The following is an 18,383-nucleotide window of genomic DNA, read 5'->3' on the forward strand; positions in this document are numbered from 1 at the left end:
GGTGCCTGCCTGCATGGCGGGAGCATCACGGTCGCCTCACCGACGTCCGCCACTCCGTGGCGCTTCCCCTCGCGGAGGACATGGGCGACAACAGGGGCATGCACCGTCGTCACTTCCTGCGATTCGGCGCCCTGGGGGGCGGCACATTGGCCCTCGGCAGCCTGGGCTTCTGGCGCAACGTGTACGCCGCGCCGCCCACGCCGGGCATCGGCCCATATGGCGCCCTGGCGGACGTCGCGGACGCGAACGGGCTTCGCCTGCCGCGTGGCTTCACCTCCCGAGTCATCGCGCGCAGCGGCGACATGGTGCCGGGAACGGACTACGTGTGGCACATGGCACCGGACGGCGGGGCCTGCTTCGCCCAGCCGGATGGCGGGTGGATCTACGCGAGCAACAGCGAGGTGTCCCCGGACGGTGGCGTGTCCTCGGTGCGCTTCGACGCGAAGGGGCAAGTCACGGGCGCGTGGCGCATCCTCTCGGGCACCCACCTCAACTGCGCGGGCGGTCCCACGCCCTGGGGGACGTGGCTGTCGTGCGAGGAGCACCGCCAGGGGCTCGTCTGGGAGTGCGACCCGACGAAGCCGGGACAGGGTGTGGCGAGGCCCATGCTGGGCGCCTTCGTGCACGAGGCCGCGGCCGTGGATGAGCTGGGCCGGCGCCTGTACCTCACGGAGGACACGCCCACCGGGCGCTTCTATCGCTTCACGTCGGCGAAGTGGCCATCGCTCGAGGAGGGCACGCTGGAGGCCGCGCAGGTCATCAGCGATGCACGCTCGGGCGCGCGGGTGCGCTGGGTGCCCGTCTCGCCGCTGACGTCCGCCGCGCAGCAGGCCAACGCGAAGGAGACGACGGTGTTCGCCGGCGGCGAGGGCTGCTGGAGTGAAGGCGGCATCGTGTACTTCACGACGAAGCACGACAACCGCGTCTGGGCGTACACGCCGCTGACCCACCGGCTCGAGGTGCTCTACGACGCGGCGACGTACCCGAGCGCGCCGCTGCGAGGCGTGGACAACCTCACCCTGTCCAAGGCCCGCGAGGTGTTCGTCTGCGAGGACGGCGATGACATGCAGCTGTGCCTGCTCACGCCGGACCGGAAGGTGACGCCATTCCTCCAGGTGGTGGGGCACCCCGGTTCGGAGCTGGCGGGCGCGGCCTTCAGCCCCGATGGCAAGCGGCTCTACCTCAGCTCGCAGCGCGGCACGGATGGGCGCGGCGTGACGTACGAGGTGTCGGGTCCGTTCACGACGCGTCCCGCATAGCCTGTCGCATGGCGACCAGCCGGACGAGCATCCCGCTGGAAACCTCCCCCCTCTCGGGCATACCTTTTCGGGGCGATGGGAGCCCCGCCCCCCTCACAGCTCGGACTGTTCGACCCGGCCGGGCCCGCGCGCGAGGAGTCCCTTCCACGCGCCAGCACCCGCCCCGTTCGCGAGCCGGCGTCACCTCCCCGCGCGGAGCCGCACGACGGACGCCGCCTCCCGGAGCGCGAGGATGCGCTCCTCCAGGCCGCGAGCCTCGCGCGACGTCTCTCACAGCTCCTCGGCGCGCCCGTGCACCTGCGCCTCACCGACAACCGCGCCACGCTGGTGAGCTTCCGCCGCGTCCCCCAGGGCCTGCGGCTGCGCGTGCACCACCTCTTCCTCGAAGCCCCTGACGACGTCGTGCGCGCCATCGCGCTCTACGCCGCGCGCTCCGACGCCAGCGCGGGCGCGCTCCTCGAATCCTACGCACGCGAGCACCAGGACCTCGTGCGCCGCGAGCGCCGCCCCGGCAAGGCGCTGCGCTCACGCGGCCGCTGCTTCGACCTGCGCGCCGTCCAGTCGCGCCTCAACGCGGACTGGTTCGACGACAGGGTCCAGGTGGACATCGGCTGGGCGCGTCGCCCGTCGAAGGGCCGCAGGCGCTCCATCCACCTGGGCGGCTACGACGCGCGCCTGAGGGAAATCCGCATCCACCCCGCGCTGGACCGGCCCCACGTCCCCGCCTTCGTCGTGGACTACCTCGTCTTCCACTCCATGCTCCACGCCGACCTCCACGAGGAGGACGGCGACGGCCTGGACGCCCAGGGCCGCTGCGCGCCGGGACACTCGCCCGCGTTCCTTCAACGGGAGGACACCTTCCCCCTGAAGGACGCCGCGCAACGCTGGCTTCAGGACAACCACACCTCCCTCTTGCGCGGCTGAGCGTCAGGCCGTGCGCAAACGCGCGCGCTCCGGCCACACCACGGATGGTCATGCGCCCGAGCGCCCTGCATGCTCCCCGGCCATGCGCTACTTCAGCGTCGACGAGGCCAATCGACTGGTGCCGCTCCTGAGCCGCACCTTCGAGCACATCCGCCCCTGGGTGGAGCGGGTGCAACAGCTCGTGGAGACGCTCGGCACGCCCGAGGGCAAGGCCCTGGCCAACCACGAGGCCCTGCGCGAGGAGCGCGACGCGCTGCTCGAGAAGGTCCGCGTCGAGCTGCGCCAGTTCCACGAGATGGGCCTGGAAATCAAAGGCGCGCAGGGGCTCGTCGACTTCCGGGCCCACCGCGGTGAAGAGCCCGTCTACCTGTGCTGGCGCATCGGCGAGCCCGCCGTCTCGCACTGGCACGGCATGTATGACGGCTTCTCGGGACGACGCCCCATCAACAGCCCGGACGAGTTCGCCCCCACCTACCTGAGCTGAGCGCCCTCACCCGCCGAAGCTCTTCTGCAAGAGCGACAGCTTGTTGCGCGCGGACATCAGCTGCTGACGCAGCGACTCCGCCTGCCGCGAGATGTCGTTGAAGTCCTTCTCCTCCGCGGCCTGGCTCAGCGACTGGGCCTCGTCGGCCACCTCGCCCATGCGGTCCTGGAGCGACTGGAACGACGTGGCCAGCGCCGCGTTCTCCTCGGGCGTCTTCGCCTGCTGGCGCTGCGCGGCGAACTCCTGCATCCGCACGTTGAGCTCACCGGCGCTCTGCCCCAGCGAGCCGTAGCGCACGAGCAGGTCCTTGAAGATTTCGGTGCGCTGCTGCAGCTCCATCGCGCGCGCCTGCACCGCCTCCGCCTGGGTCTGCTGCCGGTCACGCACCTGGGAGATGGCGCCCACCAGTCCGGCGACGCGGGCGCGCAGCTCCTCGTCCATGTCCGCCAGCGCCTTGAGGGTGGCGGAGGCCTTCTCCAGGTGCTTCTCCGCCTGGAGGGGCGCGTCCTGGAGCTGCTGGGCCAGGGCCTCGAACCGCTCCAGCCCCTCGTCGAGGGAGCGGGCGGCCGTGACCAGCGTGGATTCCTGCGGTTTGTCTCGCTTGCTCATGAGCGGCGGCACCATCGCACGCACGCGGCCCGGCCGGGGGAGGACTTGGGAGGGAAAACGAGAGGGGCCTGCACGCCTTGCTGCCCGGCGGGCTCGGGCGAGGGCACAAGCGCCGCCTCCTCCACGCTCGCCAGAGGGCCTCATCGTCCCCACCTTCCCGACATCCCGTAGTGCTGTCTGTCGCGAGGTTCACACATGACCAGGGCCCACTCCTTCTCCGTGCTCGTCACCGGCGCCACCGGCCGGCAGGGCGGTGCCGTGGCGCGCCACCTGCTCCACCGCGGACACCGCGTCGTCGCCTATGTCCGCAACCCCGACGCTCCCGGCGCGCGCGCGCTGGAGACGCTGGGCGCCGAGCTGGCCGTGGGCACCTTCGACGACGTGGACACGCTCGCCCGCGTCGCCGAGGGCGTGGACGCCTTCTACGCCATGGCCACGCCGTTCGAGTCCGGCGTGGCGATGGAGATACGCCATGGCATGAACCAGGTGAACGCCGCGCGGCTCGCCGAGGTGAAGCACTTCGTCTACACCTCCGTCGCCGGGGCCGACCGGCTCACGGGCATCCCCCACTTCGACAGCAAGCACCGCGTGGAGCTGCACCTGCGCCAGAGCGGCCTGCCCTTCACCATCCTGGGGCCCACGTTCTTCATGGAGAACCTCACCAGCCCCATGTTCGAGGAGGGCCTGCGCGCCGGCGTGTTCGCCATCGGCCTGCCGCCCACGCGCGGGCTGCAGATGGTGACCGTCGAGGACCTGGCCGCCTTCGCCGTGAAGGTGCTGGAGAACGGCGAGCGACACCTGGAGCAGCGCATCGACGTGGCCTCGGACGAGGTGACCGGACAGCAGGCGGCCGGGCTGCTCTCCATGGTGAGCGGGCACCGCATCCACTTCGAGCAACTGCCGCTGGAGTACATCCGCGAGCGCAGCGAGGACCTGGCGGCGATGTACGAGTGGCTGGACCGGGTGGGCTACCACGCGGACATCCTCACGCTGCGGCACGACTATCCGGACGTGCGCTGGCACACGTTCGAGGACTGGGCGCGGCAGCAGGATTGGAGCAGCCTGACGTCCCCCGCGTGGCCGCACGCGGCCGCGGAGCCCACGCCGCCCGCCAGTCAGTGAGGCCCCTCTGCGCTCGGCGGCGTTCCGGGGTGGCGCCGCTCCCTCGGGCGGCGTGAGGCACGCGAGGGTTACCTTTCCAGCAAAGGAGAGACATCCCATGCGCGCGCTCGTGCCGCTCGTCGCCCTGTTGGTGGCGGCGGGCTGTGCCTCGAATACCAACACGTTGAAGCCCACCACGCAGGCCCAGGTGCTGCCCGCGGACCAGGACTCGGCCGTCGCGGAGGGCGCGGGGGTGAGGTTGGTGGCGGACGCCTCCGCGTGGAAGGGCTCGCCGGCGAACCTGGAGCGCACCCTCACGCCCGTCTACATCCGGCTGGAGAACCAGAGCGGCAGGACGCTGCGCATCCGCTACGAGGACTTCTCGCTCGTGGGCACCGAGTCGCGCTTCCGCTACTCCGCGCTGGCGCCCTTCTCGCTCAGGCAGTCGGCCCTCTCGTCGATGGACGAGGGCACGGGGGGCTCGGGGCGCTCATGGGTGTACATGGGCGGAGGGCTCCGGTGGGGCTCGCGCTTCGGTCCACGCTGGGGCAGCCCGTTCTATCCGTTCTATGGGCCGTACGGCCCGGGCCCCTACGCGTACCAGTGCGAGGAGCCGCTGCCGACGCAGGACATGCTCCGTCAGGCGCTGCCCGAGGGAACGCTGGGCGACGGCGGCACGGTGCAGGGCTTCATCTATTTCCAGGTGGTCACGGGCCGCGAGAGCGGCGTCGTGCTGGAGGCGCGGCCCGTCGACGCGAACAGCGGTGAGTCGCTGGGCACGCTCGACATCCCGTTCCAGGTGGGCAAGCGCTGAGGCTCAGTGCAGCAGCATCGCCGCGCGTGACGAGGCCGCGCGGCGGTGGCCGTTGAGCAGCGAGGCCTCCTCGTTCACGCCCAGCTCGCGGCGGATGTCCTCGCCGCGCAGGGGCAGGCCGAACAGGGGCCCCATCAGCACCAGGTCCAGCGAGGCGGCGACCAGGGGGCCGAGCCCCAGCAGGGCCAGCCCCGCGCCCTTCGCCGACCCCGCGCGCAGTCCCCCCAGCACCAGACAGGACCCGGTCACGATTCGAAGCCAACGTCCCGTCCGCGATGCCATGAAGCCGACGACCATGCGCACACCTCCCCGGGCCAAGATGGGCACGCTCCGGCGAGCGACCACGGGGTGATGCTGCGTATCCAGCCGGGAAGCAGGCCGCCGGGCGGGCGCACGGCGCGGCACCAGGAGACCGGGAGGTCTGTCACGACGTCCGGTGGTGCACGGTGCGGGGTGGCGCCCCAGCTTCACGTCGAGGGGTACTTCCCACGCCCCCAGGGAGCTCCCATGTTCACCCGCGCAGAGATTCACAAGGGCATGAAGGTCCGAGGCAATGACGGCCACGTCATCGGCCACATCGTCGACATCACGGAGAAGGAGCTCATCGTCGAGAAGGGCCTGCTGCATCGTCACGACTTCGCGGTGTCGTTCGACGACGTGAGCGAGGTGCTCCACGGCGAGGTGGTCCTCCACCACGGCCGCGACAGCCTCTTCTCCGCGCCCCGCGAAGTGGCCCACGTGCAGCACTGAGCGCTACTCCGCGCGCACCGCCTCGGCCGCCTCCGCCGTCAGCGGGGCCTGACTCCAGCCCGCGCGAGCCTCGGACTCGCGCGCCGCGCGCTTGCCCTCCGCGACATCCACGCGCCACAGCACCAGCGCGCCCGAGCCGAAGAAGACCAGCAGCGACAGCACCGCCTGCCGGCTGGAGCCCGTCAGCTCCACCGTCGCCGCGAACACCAGCGGCCCCGCCACCGCCGTCACCTTCTCGAACACGCTGAAGAGCCCGAACATCTCCGCCGCGCGGTGACGCGGAATCATCTGCGCGAACATCGAACGGCTCAGCGCCTGGCTGCCGCCCTGCACCATGCCCACCAGCAGCGCCAGCGCGAAGAAGTGCACCGGCGAGCGCATGAAGTAACCCAGGAACGTCACCACCACGTACACCGCCAGCGAGAACATCAGCGCCGGCTTCGGCCCCACCCGCGACGCCGCGCGGCCGAAGAGCACCGCGCACGGCACCCCCACCGCCTGCGTCATCAGGAGCGCTCCCATCAGCGCCCCCTGGCCGATGCCCAGCTCCGTCCCATACAGCGTCGACAACCGGATGATGGTGCCGATGCCGTCGCTGTAGAGCAGGTACGCCACGAGCAACAGCAACGCCTCGCGGTACTGGCGCAGCGCGCGGAAGGTCTCCACCAGCTGAGCGAACACCCCACCCAATGACAACCGCGGCACCTGCGCGTCCCCCGTGGGCCGGGGCTCGGGGATGCGCAGGAACAGCGGCACCGAGAACGCCGCCCACCACACCGCGACGGTGAGGAACGCCACGCGCGAGGCCGAGGCCGCGTCCGCGAGCCCGAACCACGCGGGCTTCACCAGCATCACCAGCTGCACCGCCAGCAACACACCCCCGCCCAGATAGCCGAGCGCGTAGCCCGCGGTGGACACCCGGTCCAGCTCCTCGTCCCGGGCCACGTGGCGCAGCAGCGCATCGGAGAAGACGATGGACCCCGTCAGCCCCACGTTGCCGATGCCGAAGCACCCCAGCGCCCACTTCCAATCGCCGGGCCCCACCAGGGCCAGCCCCACCGTGGACACCACGCCCAGCGTCAGGAACACCCCCAGGAGCGTCTTGAGCCGCCCCGCCCTGTCACTCAGCGCGCCCAGCACGGGCGACAGCACCGCCACCGTGCCCAGCGCCAGCGCGGTGACGAGCGCGAAGCGACTGGAGGCCACGTCGCTCGGCAGGCCCTTGGCCGCCACGGACTTGTAATAGATGGGGAACACGACGGCGACGACCGTGGTGACGTAGGCGGAGTTGGCCCAGTCGTACCAGGCCCACGCGCGCAGCTCCGGCCGCGTGAGCCCCATCCGCGACATCAGCGCGCCCCAGGCACTCATGCGCTGAAGTCCACCCCGCCGATGGCGTCATCCCCCGTCGCCGCCTGGTACACGTGCCACGCGGCGGCCAGGTCCTGGAACGGCAGCCCCACCGCGCCGAACACCGTCACGTCCTCCGCCGACACACGCCCGGGTTTCAAGCCCGCGAGCACCTCGCCCAGCTCCGCGCGGATGACCTCCTCGCCCAGCCCCACGTTGCCCACCGCGCCCTGCGAGACGGCCAGGCCCCGGTGGTCACAGAAGAAGCGCGCCTCGCGCAGGAGCTCCGCGGAGACCTCCGCCTTGCCCGGCTCGTCCGCGCCCAGCGTGGTGATGTGCGTGCCCGGCCGCACCATCCCGGAGCGCAAGAGGGGCTCGCGGCTCCACGTCGCGGCGACCACGATGTCCGCGTCCTCCACCGCCTCCGCCACCGACTCCGCCGGCCGCACCGGCAGGCTCAAGTCCTTGTACATCCGGGTGGCGAACGCGTTGGCCCGGCCAGCGTCCACGTCGAACACGCGCACGTGTGACAGCGAGCGCACCAGCCGCAGGGACTTGAGCTGAATCCCGCCCTGCACCCCCGCGCCGATGATGGCCACCCGGCTCGCGTCCGGCCGCGCCAGCACGTCCGCGGCGAGCGCGCCCACCACGCCCGTGCGCACCGCCGTCAGGTGCCCGGAGTCCATCACCGCCAGCAGCTCGCCCGTCACCAGGTCGTGCAGGTGCAGCACGCCCTGGATGGCCGGCGTCCTCGCCGGGAACTTCGAGTGCACCTTCACCGTGTACGCGGGCACGCCGGGCAGGCTGCCGGGCAACAGCGCCATCACCGTGCCCTCGGCGTGCAGGGGCGCGCGGATGCGCTGGGGGGCCACCGTGCGAGCCAGGGCATCGGTGCGGAAGGCCTCTCGCAGGTCCTCCAACAGGGAGAGCGCCTGGAGGTTTCGGGACACATCGGAGCGGGTGAGCAGGAGGGTGCGCATCTGTCATCCACCCTAACCGAGCCCGCGCGGCGCCACAGCCCCGGACCTCATCCTCCGGGGCGAAGCGATGAGCGGACGACGGACGAAGCCCTGGCCCCACGGGGCGCGTCGGCCGCGAGCGCAGCGCGGCCCGGTGCGTCCCCGGGAGTCCAACACGGCGCTCGGGAAGCCGACGCCCGCCAGCCCCCCAGGGCGGACATACCCATGAAGACCCTCGTGCCCAGATTCGTGGCGGGATGACCGGATGGGGACTCGGGAGGTCGGTGATGCTGGGGCCGGACACAGGCGCCGCGGAGCACGGTGGAGCCGAGCGCGAGTCGCCGCGCCGGGCCTCGGAGTTCCTGCGCGCGCACCACCACGGGGTGCTCTCGGACTGGCTGGAGGCCATGAGCGCGCTCCACGCCGAGAACCCCCAGCGCCCCTCGTGGCTCCTGGACCACATGCCCCTGCTGCTCGCCTCGCTCGCGGACGCGCTGGAGCACGGGGAGCACGAGCGCGCCGACCCGCTGTCGGACGAGCACGCCACGGTGCGACTGGAGCAGGGCTTCGACGTGGGCGAGGTGGCGGCCGAGTACGCGCTGTTGCGCAAGTGCATCCTGCGGCGCCTGGAAGGACAGCCCCGGCCGCTCGACGTGGGTGAGCTGGAGCGGATGGAAGAAGCCCTGGACCACGCCGTGGTGCGCACGGTGCGGCGCTTCGCGGTGGAGCGCCAGCGCGACATCCAGGACCTGGAGCGCGAGGCGAGGGTGGAGGCCCAGCGCTCGCTGGCGCTGCTGGACGCGCTCCTCGCGGCCGCGCCCCTGGGCATGGCGTTCCTGGACCTGGACCTGCGCTACCTGCGCATCAACCAGACGCTCGCGGACATCAACGGCGCGCCGCCCGAGGCGCACCTGGGGAGGACCTTCCGGCAGATGCAGCCCCCGGAGCTGGCGGACCTGCTGGAGCCGCTGCTCCTGCGCGTGCTGCGCACGGGTGAGCCGCTGAACGGGTTCGAGTTCGCCACGCCCCCGTCCCTGATTCCCCAGCGCGGCAAGCGCGTGTGGCAGGCGACGTTCTACCCGGTGCTCGCGCCCCTGGGCTCGCGGCTGTTGGGCCTGGGCTGCGCCGTGGTGGACATCACCCAGCACAAGCAGACGGAGGCCGCGCTCCAGCGGGCGGTGGACTTCCGCGAGCAGCTGCTCGCCATCCTGGGCCATGACCTGCGCAACCCGCTCAACGCCATCAGCGCGTCCGCGTTCCAGCTCGCGCGCGCCGAGGAGCTGGAGGCGCCCGAGCGTCGGGCCGTGGAGCGCATCCGCAAGTCCGCCGGGCGCATGGGGCGGATGATTACAGACATCCTCGACTTCGCGCGCAGCAAGCTGGGCTCGGGCATCCCCGTCTCGCGTCAGTCGATGAACCTGGCGGACATCTGCCAGGCGACACTGGACGAGCTCCAGGTGAGCCACCCCGAGCGCAGGCTCCTGTTCGAGTCGTCCGGCGACACCTCGGGCCAGTGGGACCCGGACCGCGTGGCGCAGGTGCTGGGCAACCTGGTGGCCAACGCGCTCCAGCACGGCGGGCTCGACTCACCGGTGGCCACGTCGGTGCGAGGCGGCGCGGACGTCGTGCTGATGGAGGTCCACAACCAGGGCGAGCCGATTCCGGCGGAGCTGCAGCCGCGCCTCTTCGACCCGTTCAAGCCGTCGGTGGGCGCCTCATCGTCGTACCAGAAGCAGCGCAGCCTGGGCCTGGGGCTCTACATCGTCCATCAGATCGCGCGCGCGCACGGAGGCCGCGTGGAGGTGCGCTCCTCTCGGGAGGAGGGCACCACGTTCCGGGTGTACTGGCCGCGTCGCACCGCCTGACGGGCGTCACTTCCCCGGCGCGGAGACGGGCTCGGGGGCCACGGCCAACAGGTACACGGCCTCGGCGAGCATGCGCGTGGTCAGGTCCAGGTTCTCCAGCGAGATGGACTCATCGGGCGCGTGGCCGGTGTACTCGTCGCCGGGGAAGCCGGGGCCGAAGTCCACGGCCTTGGGGAACAGGCGCGCGTAGGTGCCGCCGCGCACGGACGTGGGGACGGCGTCCGGGTCGTCGCGGTGACGCTTGTAGATGGCCATCAGCGTGGTGACGAGCGGCCCGGTGGTGTCGGCCACGTGCGGGTCACCCACGTAGCGCTCGCCGGCCTCCGTCACGCGGCCGTCCGAGTCCTGCCCCACGAGCAGGGCGGCCTGGTCCAGCGCGGCGTTGAACCGGGCGGCGTCCTGGCCGCGGGGGCGGCGCATGTTGACGCCCAGGCTCACCTTGCCGTCGGCCACGCGGAGCATCGTGGGCGCGACGAGCAGCGGCCCCATCAGCGCGGCGTCGGAGTACTCGACGGCCAGCTTCTGGCCGTGGTGGTCGCCCTCGAAGCGCAGGAACAGCACGCGCAGCATGGCGGCGATGCCGTTGTCCTCCAGGATGAGGCGCGAGGAGACGGCGGACAGGCCCCACAGCGCGTTGACGCCCTCGTTGGCGACGGAGGAGTGCACCGCCTTGCCGTGCACGGTGAGCAGCACCGCGCCGCCCTCCTCCTTCACGTCGGCCTTGAGCCAGGAGCGCGTGCGCTGCTCGTCGGCGACGGCGGCGCGCACGGTCTCCAGCGCGACGGGCAGCGAGCTGCCCTCGCCCGGGAGCAGCTTGAGCGTGGCGGTGCCGGGGACCTGCGTGAGGAACTCGCCGCCCTTGGCGTCCACGGGGCGCAGCGCGAACCTGGAGGACTTGCGCGCGGGGCCCACGGGCGCCGACAGGTTCCACGCGACGAAGCCGGACTGCGCGGCGACGACGGGGAAGCTCGAGTCGACGGAGATGACGTGCGGGGCCTTGGGCTCCATGGCCGCGTACTTCAGCATGCCCGTCCAGTCGCTCTCCTCGCCGTTGCCGATGATGACGAGCACCTTGCCCCGGGGCTCGATGCCGAGCTGCCGCGCGTAGTCGAGCGCCACCAGCGCGGAGGCCAGCGGCCCCTTGTCGTCCTCGACGCCTCGGCCGTACAGGCGGCCGTCCTGGACGTAGGGCTCGAAGGGCGGGCGCTTCCACTCGTGCGCGGGCGCGGGCACCACGTCGCCGTGGAAGACCAGGCCCAGGGCGGGTGCGCCCTTGCCCCAGGCAATCTCGAACACCTCGTTGGCGCCCACGGCGCGCCAGGCCATGTCGTGGGCCTTGGCCCACTTCTGGAGGAAGCGGCCCATGGCGGCGATGCCGGGGTTCTTCGGCGCGGGGGCCTCGCTGCTGACGGTCTTGAAGCGCACCAGCGCCTGGGTGAGCGCGACGACGTCGTCCAGCGCGCACGCCTGCACGTAGGCGGCGTGGCGGGCCTGGGGGCTTGAGCCCTTCATGGCGTCCTCGGAGAAGCGGGCGGCGCGGGCCTTGGGGGTGCCCTGGCAGCGGGGGTCCGGAGCCGCGAGCGCGGCGGAGGGGACCAGACAGCAGAGGGCGGCGGCGATGGGGAGGCGCATGGCGGTGGGAGACCCTATTTCAAGAGGGCAGGTCGTCCTACCTCGGCGGAAGGGTTGCTTCCCCAAGTGACGCCCGTCAGGCCGCCCGCTCCCCATGGGGGTGAAACCGGAGGGCGGGAGCGCTATTCCTCCAGGCATGTTCTTCGACACGACCAAGAAGCTGAGGATGCCGTCCCCGGCGGAGGCGCTGCCGGGCCGGACGGACGAGATGCCTGTTCCGCCCAAGCACGAGGTGCTGGGCACGCCGCTGAAGGGGCCGGTGCCGGAGGGGTATGAAGTCGCCATCCTCGGGCTCGGGTGCTTCTGGGGCGCGGAGCGGAAGTTCTGGCAGACGCCGGGCGTGTACAGCACGTCCGTGGGGTATGCGGGCGGGCTGACGCCCAACCCCACCTATCGCGAGGTGTGCAGCGGGCTCACCGGCCACAACGAGGTGGTCCGCGTGGTGTTCGACCCGAAGAAGCTCTCGTACGAGCAGCTGCTGCGGGTGTTCTGGGAGAACCACAATCCCACGCAGGGCATGCGTCAGGGCAACGACGAGGGGACGCAGTACCGCTCGGGCATCTACTACACCAGCGAATCGCAGAAGCGCATCGCGGAGGCCAGCCGGGACGCGTACCAGAAGGCGCTCGCGGCGAAGGGCGTGGGGACCATCACCACGGAGATCCTCCCCGCGCCCGCGTACTACTACGCCGAGGACTACCACCAGCAGTACCTGGAGAAGAACCCCGGCGGGTACTGCGGCCTGGGCGGCACGGGCGTGAGCTGCCCCATCGGCGTGGGCGTCAGCGCGTGAGCCGAGGCGACTCAGGGCGATGAGCGTCCGCCAATCGCGGGGAATCGCTCATAGGTGCGCAGCAGCGCATCCAGATGAACAGGGTCGTCGTAGTCGAGCGGAGTCTCCGTGAGCTGCACGACCCACCCTCCCGACGCCGTGCGCCGCGCTCGCGAGAGCAACTTGGCGTCGCGGCTCGGGTCTGGGAACCCCAAAGCCCGCGCGGCGGCGGCGGACCAGTAGTTCAGCCACCCGAGGTATTGCGGAATCTCGGGCGACGGCAGATGCCGTGACAGCGAGAGCATCGGGAGCCCACGGGGTGAGCGCTCCGGCCCTCGAGCCGAGTGGCGCATCTGCTCCGAGACCTCCGAGCCGTAGCCTTCGGGGGATGCATGTCCCCAGTACGCGCATGCCCCCTCCGCCACGGCCTCCAACAGCGCCGCCACCGCCGCGAGCCCCACCGCGTCCAGCGGGAGCTTCGCGCTCATTTCAAACGAAGGGTGTCCGCCCGGGCTGAGGCTTGCCGGCTTCTGCGCACCCGAAACCATCACCGGCCAACGCTCGTCCCCGTTGCACAGGAAAGGGAACTCACCAGCGTGGGTCGCCTGGGCGAGCCACGCATCGCGCTGTGGCAACTCGACCATCTTTCGCGACTCAGCCACGGTCCAGTCCAGGCGCAAGCCAGGAACGGCTCGTTCCATGCCCTGAACAACGGCGTGCGCGCGCTGCTCGTGGCCCGCCAACACGGGCCCCTGGGTGATGAGGATGAGTCGCTTTCGCGCGGTCATCGTGGGCATCCCGTGACGACCACCTTGAGCTCGGGGTCTCTATCGAGCAGCGCCCATTTGTGCTCGGAGGTGCTCACCCCCACGACGAAGTCATAGCCACAAGCATCCGCCGCGTCTTTCTCTCTGCGGAGTTGCTCCATCTCCCGCTCTATCTCCTGCCCCTGGACGAACTCATTGTACGTATCGAATCGGTGGGTCTTGATCTCCCAGAGGACTCTCACACCGACCTGCAACGCATCGAAGCGTACCCCGCGCACGAACACGTCCATGCCAGGGTAGCGGTTCGGTGGAAAAACGTCGGCGCACTTGTCGTGCGGAACATCTTCGCCCGCATGCGGCACGGGAGTGGGCTCGCACTCAGGACGGCGCTCCCGTTCCGCGGGCTCGGTCGGCCCTGGAGGGAACCCGTCCTGCCCTGCTGGCTCGGGCTTCCGATTCGCCGAGGGCTTCCGCAAGACGGGTTTCGTCTGGGGAGTGGGCTCCAGCTCATACGCATCCAGCGCCTCCTTGATGACGACGCCCACCACCACCACGCCGACAACAATCACCGTGCCGACGATGATCTCCGGCGCCGCCAGGAGGCACAGGCCGACTCCCAGGACTGCGGTGCCCGCGGAGGCAACGGCACACCGTCCCGTCCGGTCGTTGAACCGGACCCGGTCTTGGTCGAGGGCATGGAAGCACCGCTCCGCCAGCACGGGCCAGGGCTGAGACGCCTCACGGACGACGCACCGTCCCTCGTCCTTCCACGGCAGCCCTGCCGCGCGTTCGAGGTTCACGACTCTTGGACTGCCGGGAGCACCCACTCCCGCGTGCGGCGCCGACGTAGCGCACGCACAGAGAACGAGTAGAAATGCGGCGCAGGCCTGGAGTCGCAGGGGCACGCGCTACTCCACCACTTCCAGCCCACCGTTGTCGGCGGCGATGGCGGTGAACGCGCCCCAGTGCAGCAAGGCGTTGCGCAGCGACTTGCCATCGTGCGGGAACGACTCGAACCCGGAGACCACGAGCTCGCCGCGAGCCTCGACCGCCTGACGCAGCTCCGCTTGCGTGTCGTTCCAGCGCTCCTGGAGCGTGGCGAAGAACTCCGAGGGCACCTCCTCCTGCATGAAGCGGCGCATGCTCCGGGAGATGCGCACGCACTCATCGGGGTCGAACTGGTTGCCCGCCTCACCGAACCGGTCCATCGCCAGGAGCTCCGACCCGTCCGCAGGCTCCTCGGCCACGACCCCGAGCAAAATCATCGCCTCGATGAGCATGTCCAGCTCGACGTACCGCAGGCGGTAGTCGACCGGATGCTCCGGGTCGAGCGGCGGGTACCAATCCGGCAGCGTGTCGGGTGGCTCGACGATTCTCAGGGTGATGGACATGGGACGCCTCCACGGGTGTCGTCCCTCTGGACTCTGGAACCCGCGGCAGAACCCGTCAACGAGCGTGGGACCGGTGGGTCCCGTCGACCCACCGTGACGAATACACACGCTCTCATGAACCGAGATTCATTGGAGCCACACACGTGTCCGCAATGGCTTCGTGATTCATCCGTATCGGCTTCGCATCCGGTATGTTCCGCCGGGACGGCGTGACGAGACGCAACACCGCGTCACGCCAGCGGATAATCCAGCCAGGGACACCACGTCCCGGTGATGTATCAGAGGGGGAGTCACAACATGCGTGTCGACGGCTCATCACGCCCGACGCAATCCGTCTCATCCGAAGGCGCGACTGAAACAGCCCGGATCGAGACCCGCACCGAGAACAACGCCGTCAAGGAGGAGTCCTCTCGCCCGGAGGGCTTCGATTCGACCTCCAGCTTCGAGGAGGACAACGGCGGCGCGGTCCACCGCGAGCGGCTCCAACCGCCGCCTCCACCGCCACCTCCCGAAGAGAAGGAAGAGGAGCCCGCCCCCCTCCCGCTCCGGGACCTGAAGCGCGGCGACACCGGCCCCGACGTGAAGGCGGTGCAGGACGCGCTGGTGAAGCTGGGCTACCTCACCGAGGAGCAGGTGGCCACGGGCCCCGGACAGTTCGGCCCGAAGACCGAGGCCGCGCTGGAGCGCTTCCAGGCCGAGCACGGCCTCACGGCCTCCGGTGACTATGCGGGCAGGACGCGCGAGGCGCTCGGCAAGGCCCTCACGGAAGCGAAGTCCTCCGGCGGCGCGCGTCGCCCCGCCATGTCCGCCGAGGACGCGTTCATCACCCAGTTCACCTCCGAGTACAACCCGACCGGCCCTCGCGGCAGCACCAACTGCGGCCCCGCGAGCCTCGCCATGTCGCTGGCATACACGGGCCACATGCCCGCAGGACTCACCAAGGAGCAACAGGTCGACTACGCGCGCGCGTTGATGAGCCCGCGCCGCGAGAGCGAGTTCACCTACGTGAAGGCCTCCGACGGCACCCGCGTGCCGCAGCTCGACCGTGACCGCGAGCTCACCGGCGGCACCATGGTGAGCGACGGCGTCAAGGGCGCGGGGCTCGACGCGCGCTACGGCCAGGGCTGGGAGGAGCTGGACCGCCAGCTCGCCGCGGGCAACCCCGTGGTCGCCAACGGCCGGACGAACGCGGCCTGGCGCGAGCAGTTCCCCGAGCGCATGGGCTCCGGCGACATCGGCCACCTCAACGCGATTCTCGGCAAGACCTCGGATGGGAAGTACCTGGTCGCGGACCCGCTCCACACCGGCGGCCCGGTGGCCATGACGCGCGAGCAACTGGGCGTCTTCTTCTCGCCCACGCGAGGACAGCCGTCCTTCACCGCGCTCCAGGGTGCCTCCACGAACCCGGCCGCGGACGCGGGTGCACGCGCGGGAGGCAGCGTGGGCGCGGCGGTGGCGAAGCGCCTGGAGGACGCCGCCCGCGACGTCCCCGCGCCGAAGCCCGAGCCCTTCCTCCCGAACCCCGGCGTGAGCACCGTCGGCGGCTCCGGCACGGACGTGAAGACCCGCGCGGCCCAGGACGCGAAGGCGCTGGAGGCCACCCTCCAGACGAGCCTGGAGCAGGGCGCGCGTCAGTTCGAGCGGCTCATCGCCAGCAACCCGGACCCCGTCTACCAGGAGGCCTTCGTCCGCGCGGCGGAGCCGTCCCTCGCGAAGATGGGCCAGCTCTTCGCCGGCGTGTCCCCGGAGACGAACCGCAAGCTCCATCCGCCCGGCGCGCAGAAGCCGCCGGACCTCAATGACCGCAAGGTGCTCGAGAAGCTCGCGAACGAGGAGACGCGCATCGAGCACGAGACGTACTACGCCCTCGCGCGCGCCACCGAGCACCTCAAGGACCCGACGGCCGGACGCGTGGGCAAGGCCTTCACGCGCGACGCGCCGCCCACGCTCGTCAACATGTCGCTGACGAGCGCGGTGCGCACGTCCATCAACTTCGGCCTCGGCTCACGGCTCGCGTTCGACATCGAGCGCTCCTTCAGTCGCGGCGAGGTCATCCCTCCGGGCAGCACCGCGCCCTCCTACGGCACGGCCCAGGCGGCGCTGCACCAGACGCTGTGGAGCACCCTCGACGGCATCCGCGGCCAGTTCACCGCCGCGGCGGACAAGGCGCAACTGCACCAGCAGCGGCTCACCGAGCTGCTCAGCGGCCCCGCCGCCGTCCTCACGCCCGAGCAGCAGAAGGCCTTCATCGACACGTACCTGCGCCAGGGCAGCGTCCAGCAGGACCTCGCGGAGCACGAGCGCCTGGGCAAGCTGCTCTCCACCGCCGCGCCGGATGGCGTGCCCGTGGGCTCCGACGATGCGCGCGTCAAGGCGCTCGCGCGCGAGCTCCCCCGACTGGCCGAGACGAAGGGCGGCGCCGAGTACCTCGCCGCGCAGCTCACCGCGAAGGCGGAGGACAAGCCGCTCTTCCTCGACGTGGTGGGCGCGCTGAAGGACGGCAAGGACTTCGACGAGAAGCTCGCGCTCGCGCTGGTGAAGAGCGCGGGCACGGTGGCCCTCATCTCCGCCGGCGACAAGTCGCCCGCTGAGGCGCGGAAGGTCTTCGACGGGCTCGCGCGCTACGCCGACGTGTTCGGGATGAAGTCGAGCGACATGAAGTCGTACTTCCGGCTGCTGCGCGACATCAAGCCCGGCTCCACCGACGCGCAGGTGCTCGAGACGACGAAGTCGCTCAAGGCGCTGCTCACGGACCAGGAGACGGGCCTGCCGTTCGCGCCAGACTCCCCTCGCGGGCAGGCGCTGCGGACCCTGGGCATGCTCGTCACCACCACCGCGTTCGTCGGAGACGCGACGGGCTGGAGCCAGGCGGACCTCGCGTCGAGGCTCAAGGTCGTCGGCGACGGCCTGAGCGTCACGGGCGACGGGGCCACGGTCATCACCAGCGTGCTCGGCAACACGGCGCGCTGGTCCTCGGCCGTCTCGACCTTCGGCAAGGTGTCCGCCCTGGGCGCGGTGCTGGGTGCGGCCGGCGACGCGATGCAGAGCCTCCAGTTCCTGCGGAAGGGCGACGGCTGGAAGTTCGCGTCCTCGGGAGCGCAGGCGCTCGGCGGCGCGCTGATGGCGGGCGCCTCGCTGTTCGGCATGGCGCCGGGCTTCCAGATCCTGGGGGCGGCGCTGTTCCTCGGCGGGCTCGGGCTGAAGTACCTGGACCCCGCGGACGCGCGCCTGCGCGAAGAGCAGGTGAAGCTGCTCACCGCCAGCGGCATGGCCCCGGGACTCGCGAAGGGCCTCATCCACCTGGGCCCCGACCTCCTCGACAGCCGCCTGGTCCAGGGCGCGGGCATGTCACCCGAGCAGGTGCAGACCTTCCTCACCGCGCACCCGGACGTGGCCCAGGACGCCCTCCACCTGGACAGCCTCGCCCAGGCCGCCAGCGCGATGAAGATGAAGGGAGCGCACTTCCAGGAGTTCCTCGAGCGGCTCGCCAAGGCCCACGGCGTCGACATGGCGACGCTTGGCCGCGAGGTGCACACGCTGTTCTTCGGACACCCGCCCTCGGGCGGCGCGGGCGGTGGTGAGCAGTACCGCTCCCAGGGCGACGAGTTCCGCGCCTGGGTGCAGCAGCGCACGCCCGACGTCGCCGCGTGGGCGAAGCAGCACGAGTCGCCCTGAGCAGCGCCCTCCGGTCCGGGAGCGCGGCCCG

At 71.1% G+C, this 18,383-nt stretch carries 17 protein-coding genes; 9 read left to right on the forward strand and 8 right to left on the reverse strand.

The window, feature by feature from the left end; genetic code table 11:
* Window positions 1-80: 80 nt before the first annotated feature.
* The 3 genes from K8640_RS35730 (at window position 81) to K8640_RS35740 (ending at window position 2,667) form a co-directional block, all read left to right on the forward strand.
* Window positions 81-1,259, forward strand: coding sequence for an alkaline phosphatase PhoX (locus K8640_RS35730; protein ID WP_223751178.1), 1,179 nt, complete (start codon window positions 81-83; stop codon window positions 1,257-1,259).
* 75 nt (window positions 1,260-1,334) lie between these two features.
* Window positions 1,335-2,183, forward strand: a complete 849-nt coding sequence (locus tag K8640_RS35735) for a hypothetical protein (RefSeq protein WP_223751179.1) — start codon at window positions 1,335-1,337, stop codon at window positions 2,181-2,183.
* A gap of 82 nt (window positions 2,184-2,265) precedes the next feature.
* Window positions 2,266-2,667: a DUF2203 domain-containing protein gene (locus K8640_RS35740; RefSeq protein ID WP_046716838.1), complete on the forward strand. Its 402-nt coding sequence runs from the start codon at window positions 2,266-2,268 to the stop codon at window positions 2,665-2,667.
* A gap of 6 nt (window positions 2,668-2,673) precedes the next feature.
* On the opposite strand, the gene K8640_RS35745 is transcribed toward K8640_RS35740, so the two are convergent.
* Window positions 2,674-3,276 (reverse strand): hypothetical protein, encoded by a 603-nt coding sequence (locus tag K8640_RS35745; RefSeq protein ID WP_223751180.1) that lies wholly within the window; start codon window positions 3,274-3,276, stop codon window positions 2,674-2,676.
* Window positions 3,277-3,471: 195 nt separating this feature from the next.
* On the opposite strand from K8640_RS35745, the gene K8640_RS35750 reads away from it, so the two are divergent.
* On the forward strand, window positions 3,472-4,398 hold the full coding sequence (locus K8640_RS35750; RefSeq protein ID WP_223751181.1) for an NmrA/HSCARG family protein: 927 nt from the start codon (window positions 3,472-3,474) through the stop codon (window positions 4,396-4,398).
* A 97-nt stretch (window positions 4,399-4,495) separates the two neighbouring features.
* The gene (locus K8640_RS35755; protein ID WP_223751182.1) at window positions 4,496-5,191 is read left to right on the forward strand and encodes a hypothetical protein; all 696 of its coding nucleotides are present in this window, start codon (window positions 4,496-4,498) and stop codon (window positions 5,189-5,191) included.
* 3 nt (window positions 5,192-5,194) lie between these two features.
* Here K8640_RS35755 and K8640_RS35760 read toward each other — a convergent pair whose 3' ends face one another.
* Window positions 5,195-5,440: a hypothetical protein gene (locus K8640_RS35760; RefSeq protein WP_223751183.1), complete on the reverse strand. Its 246-nt coding sequence runs from the start codon at window positions 5,438-5,440 to the stop codon at window positions 5,195-5,197.
* A 258-nt stretch (window positions 5,441-5,698) separates the two neighbouring features.
* Between K8640_RS35760 and K8640_RS35765 the strand changes: the two genes are divergently transcribed.
* Complete coding sequence (locus K8640_RS35765) at window positions 5,699-5,941, forward strand: hypothetical protein (protein WP_223751184.1); 243 nt, start codon at window positions 5,699-5,701, stop codon at window positions 5,939-5,941.
* 3 nt (window positions 5,942-5,944) lie between these two features.
* Here K8640_RS35765 and K8640_RS35770 read toward each other — a convergent pair whose 3' ends face one another.
* Window positions 5,945-7,312, reverse strand: coding sequence for an MFS transporter (locus K8640_RS35770; protein WP_223751185.1), 1,368 nt, complete (start codon window positions 7,310-7,312; stop codon window positions 5,945-5,947).
* Window positions 7,309-8,271 carry an ornithine cyclodeaminase family protein gene (locus K8640_RS35775; protein WP_223751186.1) on the reverse strand — a complete coding sequence of 321 codons (963 nt, stop codon included), beginning with the start codon at window positions 8,269-8,271 and terminating at the stop codon, window positions 7,309-7,311. Before K8640_RS35775 ends, K8640_RS35770 begins: the two co-directional genes overlap by 4 nt.
* A gap of 266 nt (window positions 8,272-8,537) precedes the next feature.
* Here K8640_RS35775 and K8640_RS35780 point away from each other — a divergent pair, with 266 nt between their 5' ends.
* Window positions 8,538-10,115: an ATP-binding protein gene (locus K8640_RS35780; RefSeq protein WP_305070709.1), complete on the forward strand. Its 1,578-nt coding sequence runs from the start codon at window positions 8,538-8,540 to the stop codon at window positions 10,113-10,115.
* A gap of 6 nt (window positions 10,116-10,121) precedes the next feature.
* Here the strand turns inward: K8640_RS35780 and K8640_RS35795 are convergent, their stop codons facing one another.
* The gene (locus K8640_RS35795; protein ID WP_223751187.1) at window positions 10,122-11,747 is read right to left on the reverse strand and encodes a Sapep family Mn(2+)-dependent dipeptidase; all 1,626 of its coding nucleotides are present in this window, start codon (window positions 11,745-11,747) and stop codon (window positions 10,122-10,124) included.
* A 136-nt stretch (window positions 11,748-11,883) separates the two neighbouring features.
* Between K8640_RS35795 and msrA the strand changes: the two genes are divergently transcribed.
* Complete coding sequence (gene msrA / locus K8640_RS35800) at window positions 11,884-12,540, forward strand: peptide-methionine (S)-S-oxide reductase MsrA (protein WP_141324280.1); 657 nt, start codon at window positions 11,884-11,886, stop codon at window positions 12,538-12,540.
* An 11-nt stretch (window positions 12,541-12,551) separates the two neighbouring features.
* Here the strand turns inward: msrA and K8640_RS35805 are convergent, their stop codons facing one another.
* Genes K8640_RS35805 through K8640_RS35815 form a run of 3 tightly spaced genes read right to left on the reverse strand, consistent with a single transcriptional unit; the run spans window position 12,552 to window position 14,677 of the window.
* Complete coding sequence (locus tag K8640_RS35805) at window positions 12,552-13,316, reverse strand: DUF5953 family protein (RefSeq protein WP_370640431.1); 765 nt, start codon at window positions 13,314-13,316, stop codon at window positions 12,552-12,554.
* Window positions 13,304-14,185, reverse strand: coding sequence for a DUF6310 domain-containing protein (locus tag K8640_RS35810; protein WP_223751235.1), 882 nt, complete (start codon window positions 14,183-14,185; stop codon window positions 13,304-13,306). Before K8640_RS35810 ends, K8640_RS35805 begins: the two co-directional genes overlap by 13 nt.
* A gap of 9 nt (window positions 14,186-14,194) precedes the next feature.
* Window positions 14,195-14,677 (reverse strand): hypothetical protein, encoded by a 483-nt coding sequence (locus tag K8640_RS35815; protein WP_223751189.1) that lies wholly within the window; start codon window positions 14,675-14,677, stop codon window positions 14,195-14,197.
* Between the two features lie 297 nt (window positions 14,678-14,974).
* Between K8640_RS35815 and K8640_RS35820 the strand changes: the two genes are divergently transcribed.
* Complete coding sequence (locus tag K8640_RS35820) at window positions 14,975-18,352, forward strand: peptidoglycan-binding protein (protein WP_223751190.1); 3,378 nt, start codon at window positions 14,975-14,977, stop codon at window positions 18,350-18,352.
* The last annotated feature ends 31 nt before the right edge of the window (window positions 18,353-18,383 follow it).

Source organism: Myxococcus sp. XM-1-1-1 (genome assembly GCF_020037095.1).
Lineage (GTDB): Bacteria > Myxococcota > Myxococcia > Myxococcales > Myxococcaceae > Myxococcus > Myxococcus fulvus.

Bases quoted from the DNA above. Each gene is read 5' to 3' on its own strand.
- K8640_RS35805 (WP_370640431.1), bottom strand. From the start codon at position 13,316: ATGCCCACGATGACCGCGCGAAAGCGACTCATCCTCATCACCCAGGGG.
- msrA (WP_141324280.1), top strand. From the start codon at position 11,884: ATGTTCTTCGACACGACCAAGAAGCTGAGGATGCCGTCCCCGGCGGAG.
- K8640_RS35770 (WP_223751185.1), bottom strand. From the start codon at position 7,312: ATGAGTGCCTGGGGCGCGCTGATGTCGCGGATGGGGCTCACGCGGCCG.
- K8640_RS35775 (WP_223751186.1), bottom strand. From the start codon at position 8,271: ATGCGCACCCTCCTGCTCACCCGCTCCGATGTGTCCCGAAACCTCCAG.
- K8640_RS35745 (WP_223751180.1), bottom strand. From the start codon at position 3,276: ATGAGCAAGCGAGACAAACCGCAGGAATCCACGCTGGTCACGGCCGCC.
- K8640_RS35740 (WP_046716838.1), top strand. From the start codon at position 2,266: ATGCGCTACTTCAGCGTCGACGAGGCCAATCGACTGGTGCCGCTCCTG.
- K8640_RS35755 (WP_223751182.1), top strand. From the start codon at position 4,496: ATGCGCGCGCTCGTGCCGCTCGTCGCCCTGTTGGTGGCGGCGGGCTGT.
- K8640_RS35780 (WP_305070709.1), top strand. From the start codon at position 8,538: ATGCTGGGGCCGGACACAGGCGCCGCGGAGCACGGTGGAGCCGAGCGC.
- K8640_RS35730 (WP_223751178.1), top strand. From the start codon at position 81: ATGGGCGACAACAGGGGCATGCACCGTCGTCACTTCCTGCGATTCGGC.
- K8640_RS35735 (WP_223751179.1), top strand. From the start codon at position 1,335: ATGGGAGCCCCGCCCCCCTCACAGCTCGGACTGTTCGACCCGGCCGGG.
- K8640_RS35765 (WP_223751184.1), top strand. From the start codon at position 5,699: ATGTTCACCCGCGCAGAGATTCACAAGGGCATGAAGGTCCGAGGCAAT.
- K8640_RS35815 (WP_223751189.1), bottom strand. From the start codon at position 14,677: ATGTCCATCACCCTGAGAATCGTCGAGCCACCCGACACGCTGCCGGAT.
- K8640_RS35795 (WP_223751187.1), bottom strand. From the start codon at position 11,747: ATGCGCCTCCCCATCGCCGCCGCCCTCTGCTGTCTGGTCCCCTCCGCC.
- K8640_RS35820 (WP_223751190.1), top strand. From the start codon at position 14,975: ATGCGTGTCGACGGCTCATCACGCCCGACGCAATCCGTCTCATCCGAA.
- K8640_RS35750 (WP_223751181.1), top strand. From the start codon at position 3,472: ATGACCAGGGCCCACTCCTTCTCCGTGCTCGTCACCGGCGCCACCGGC.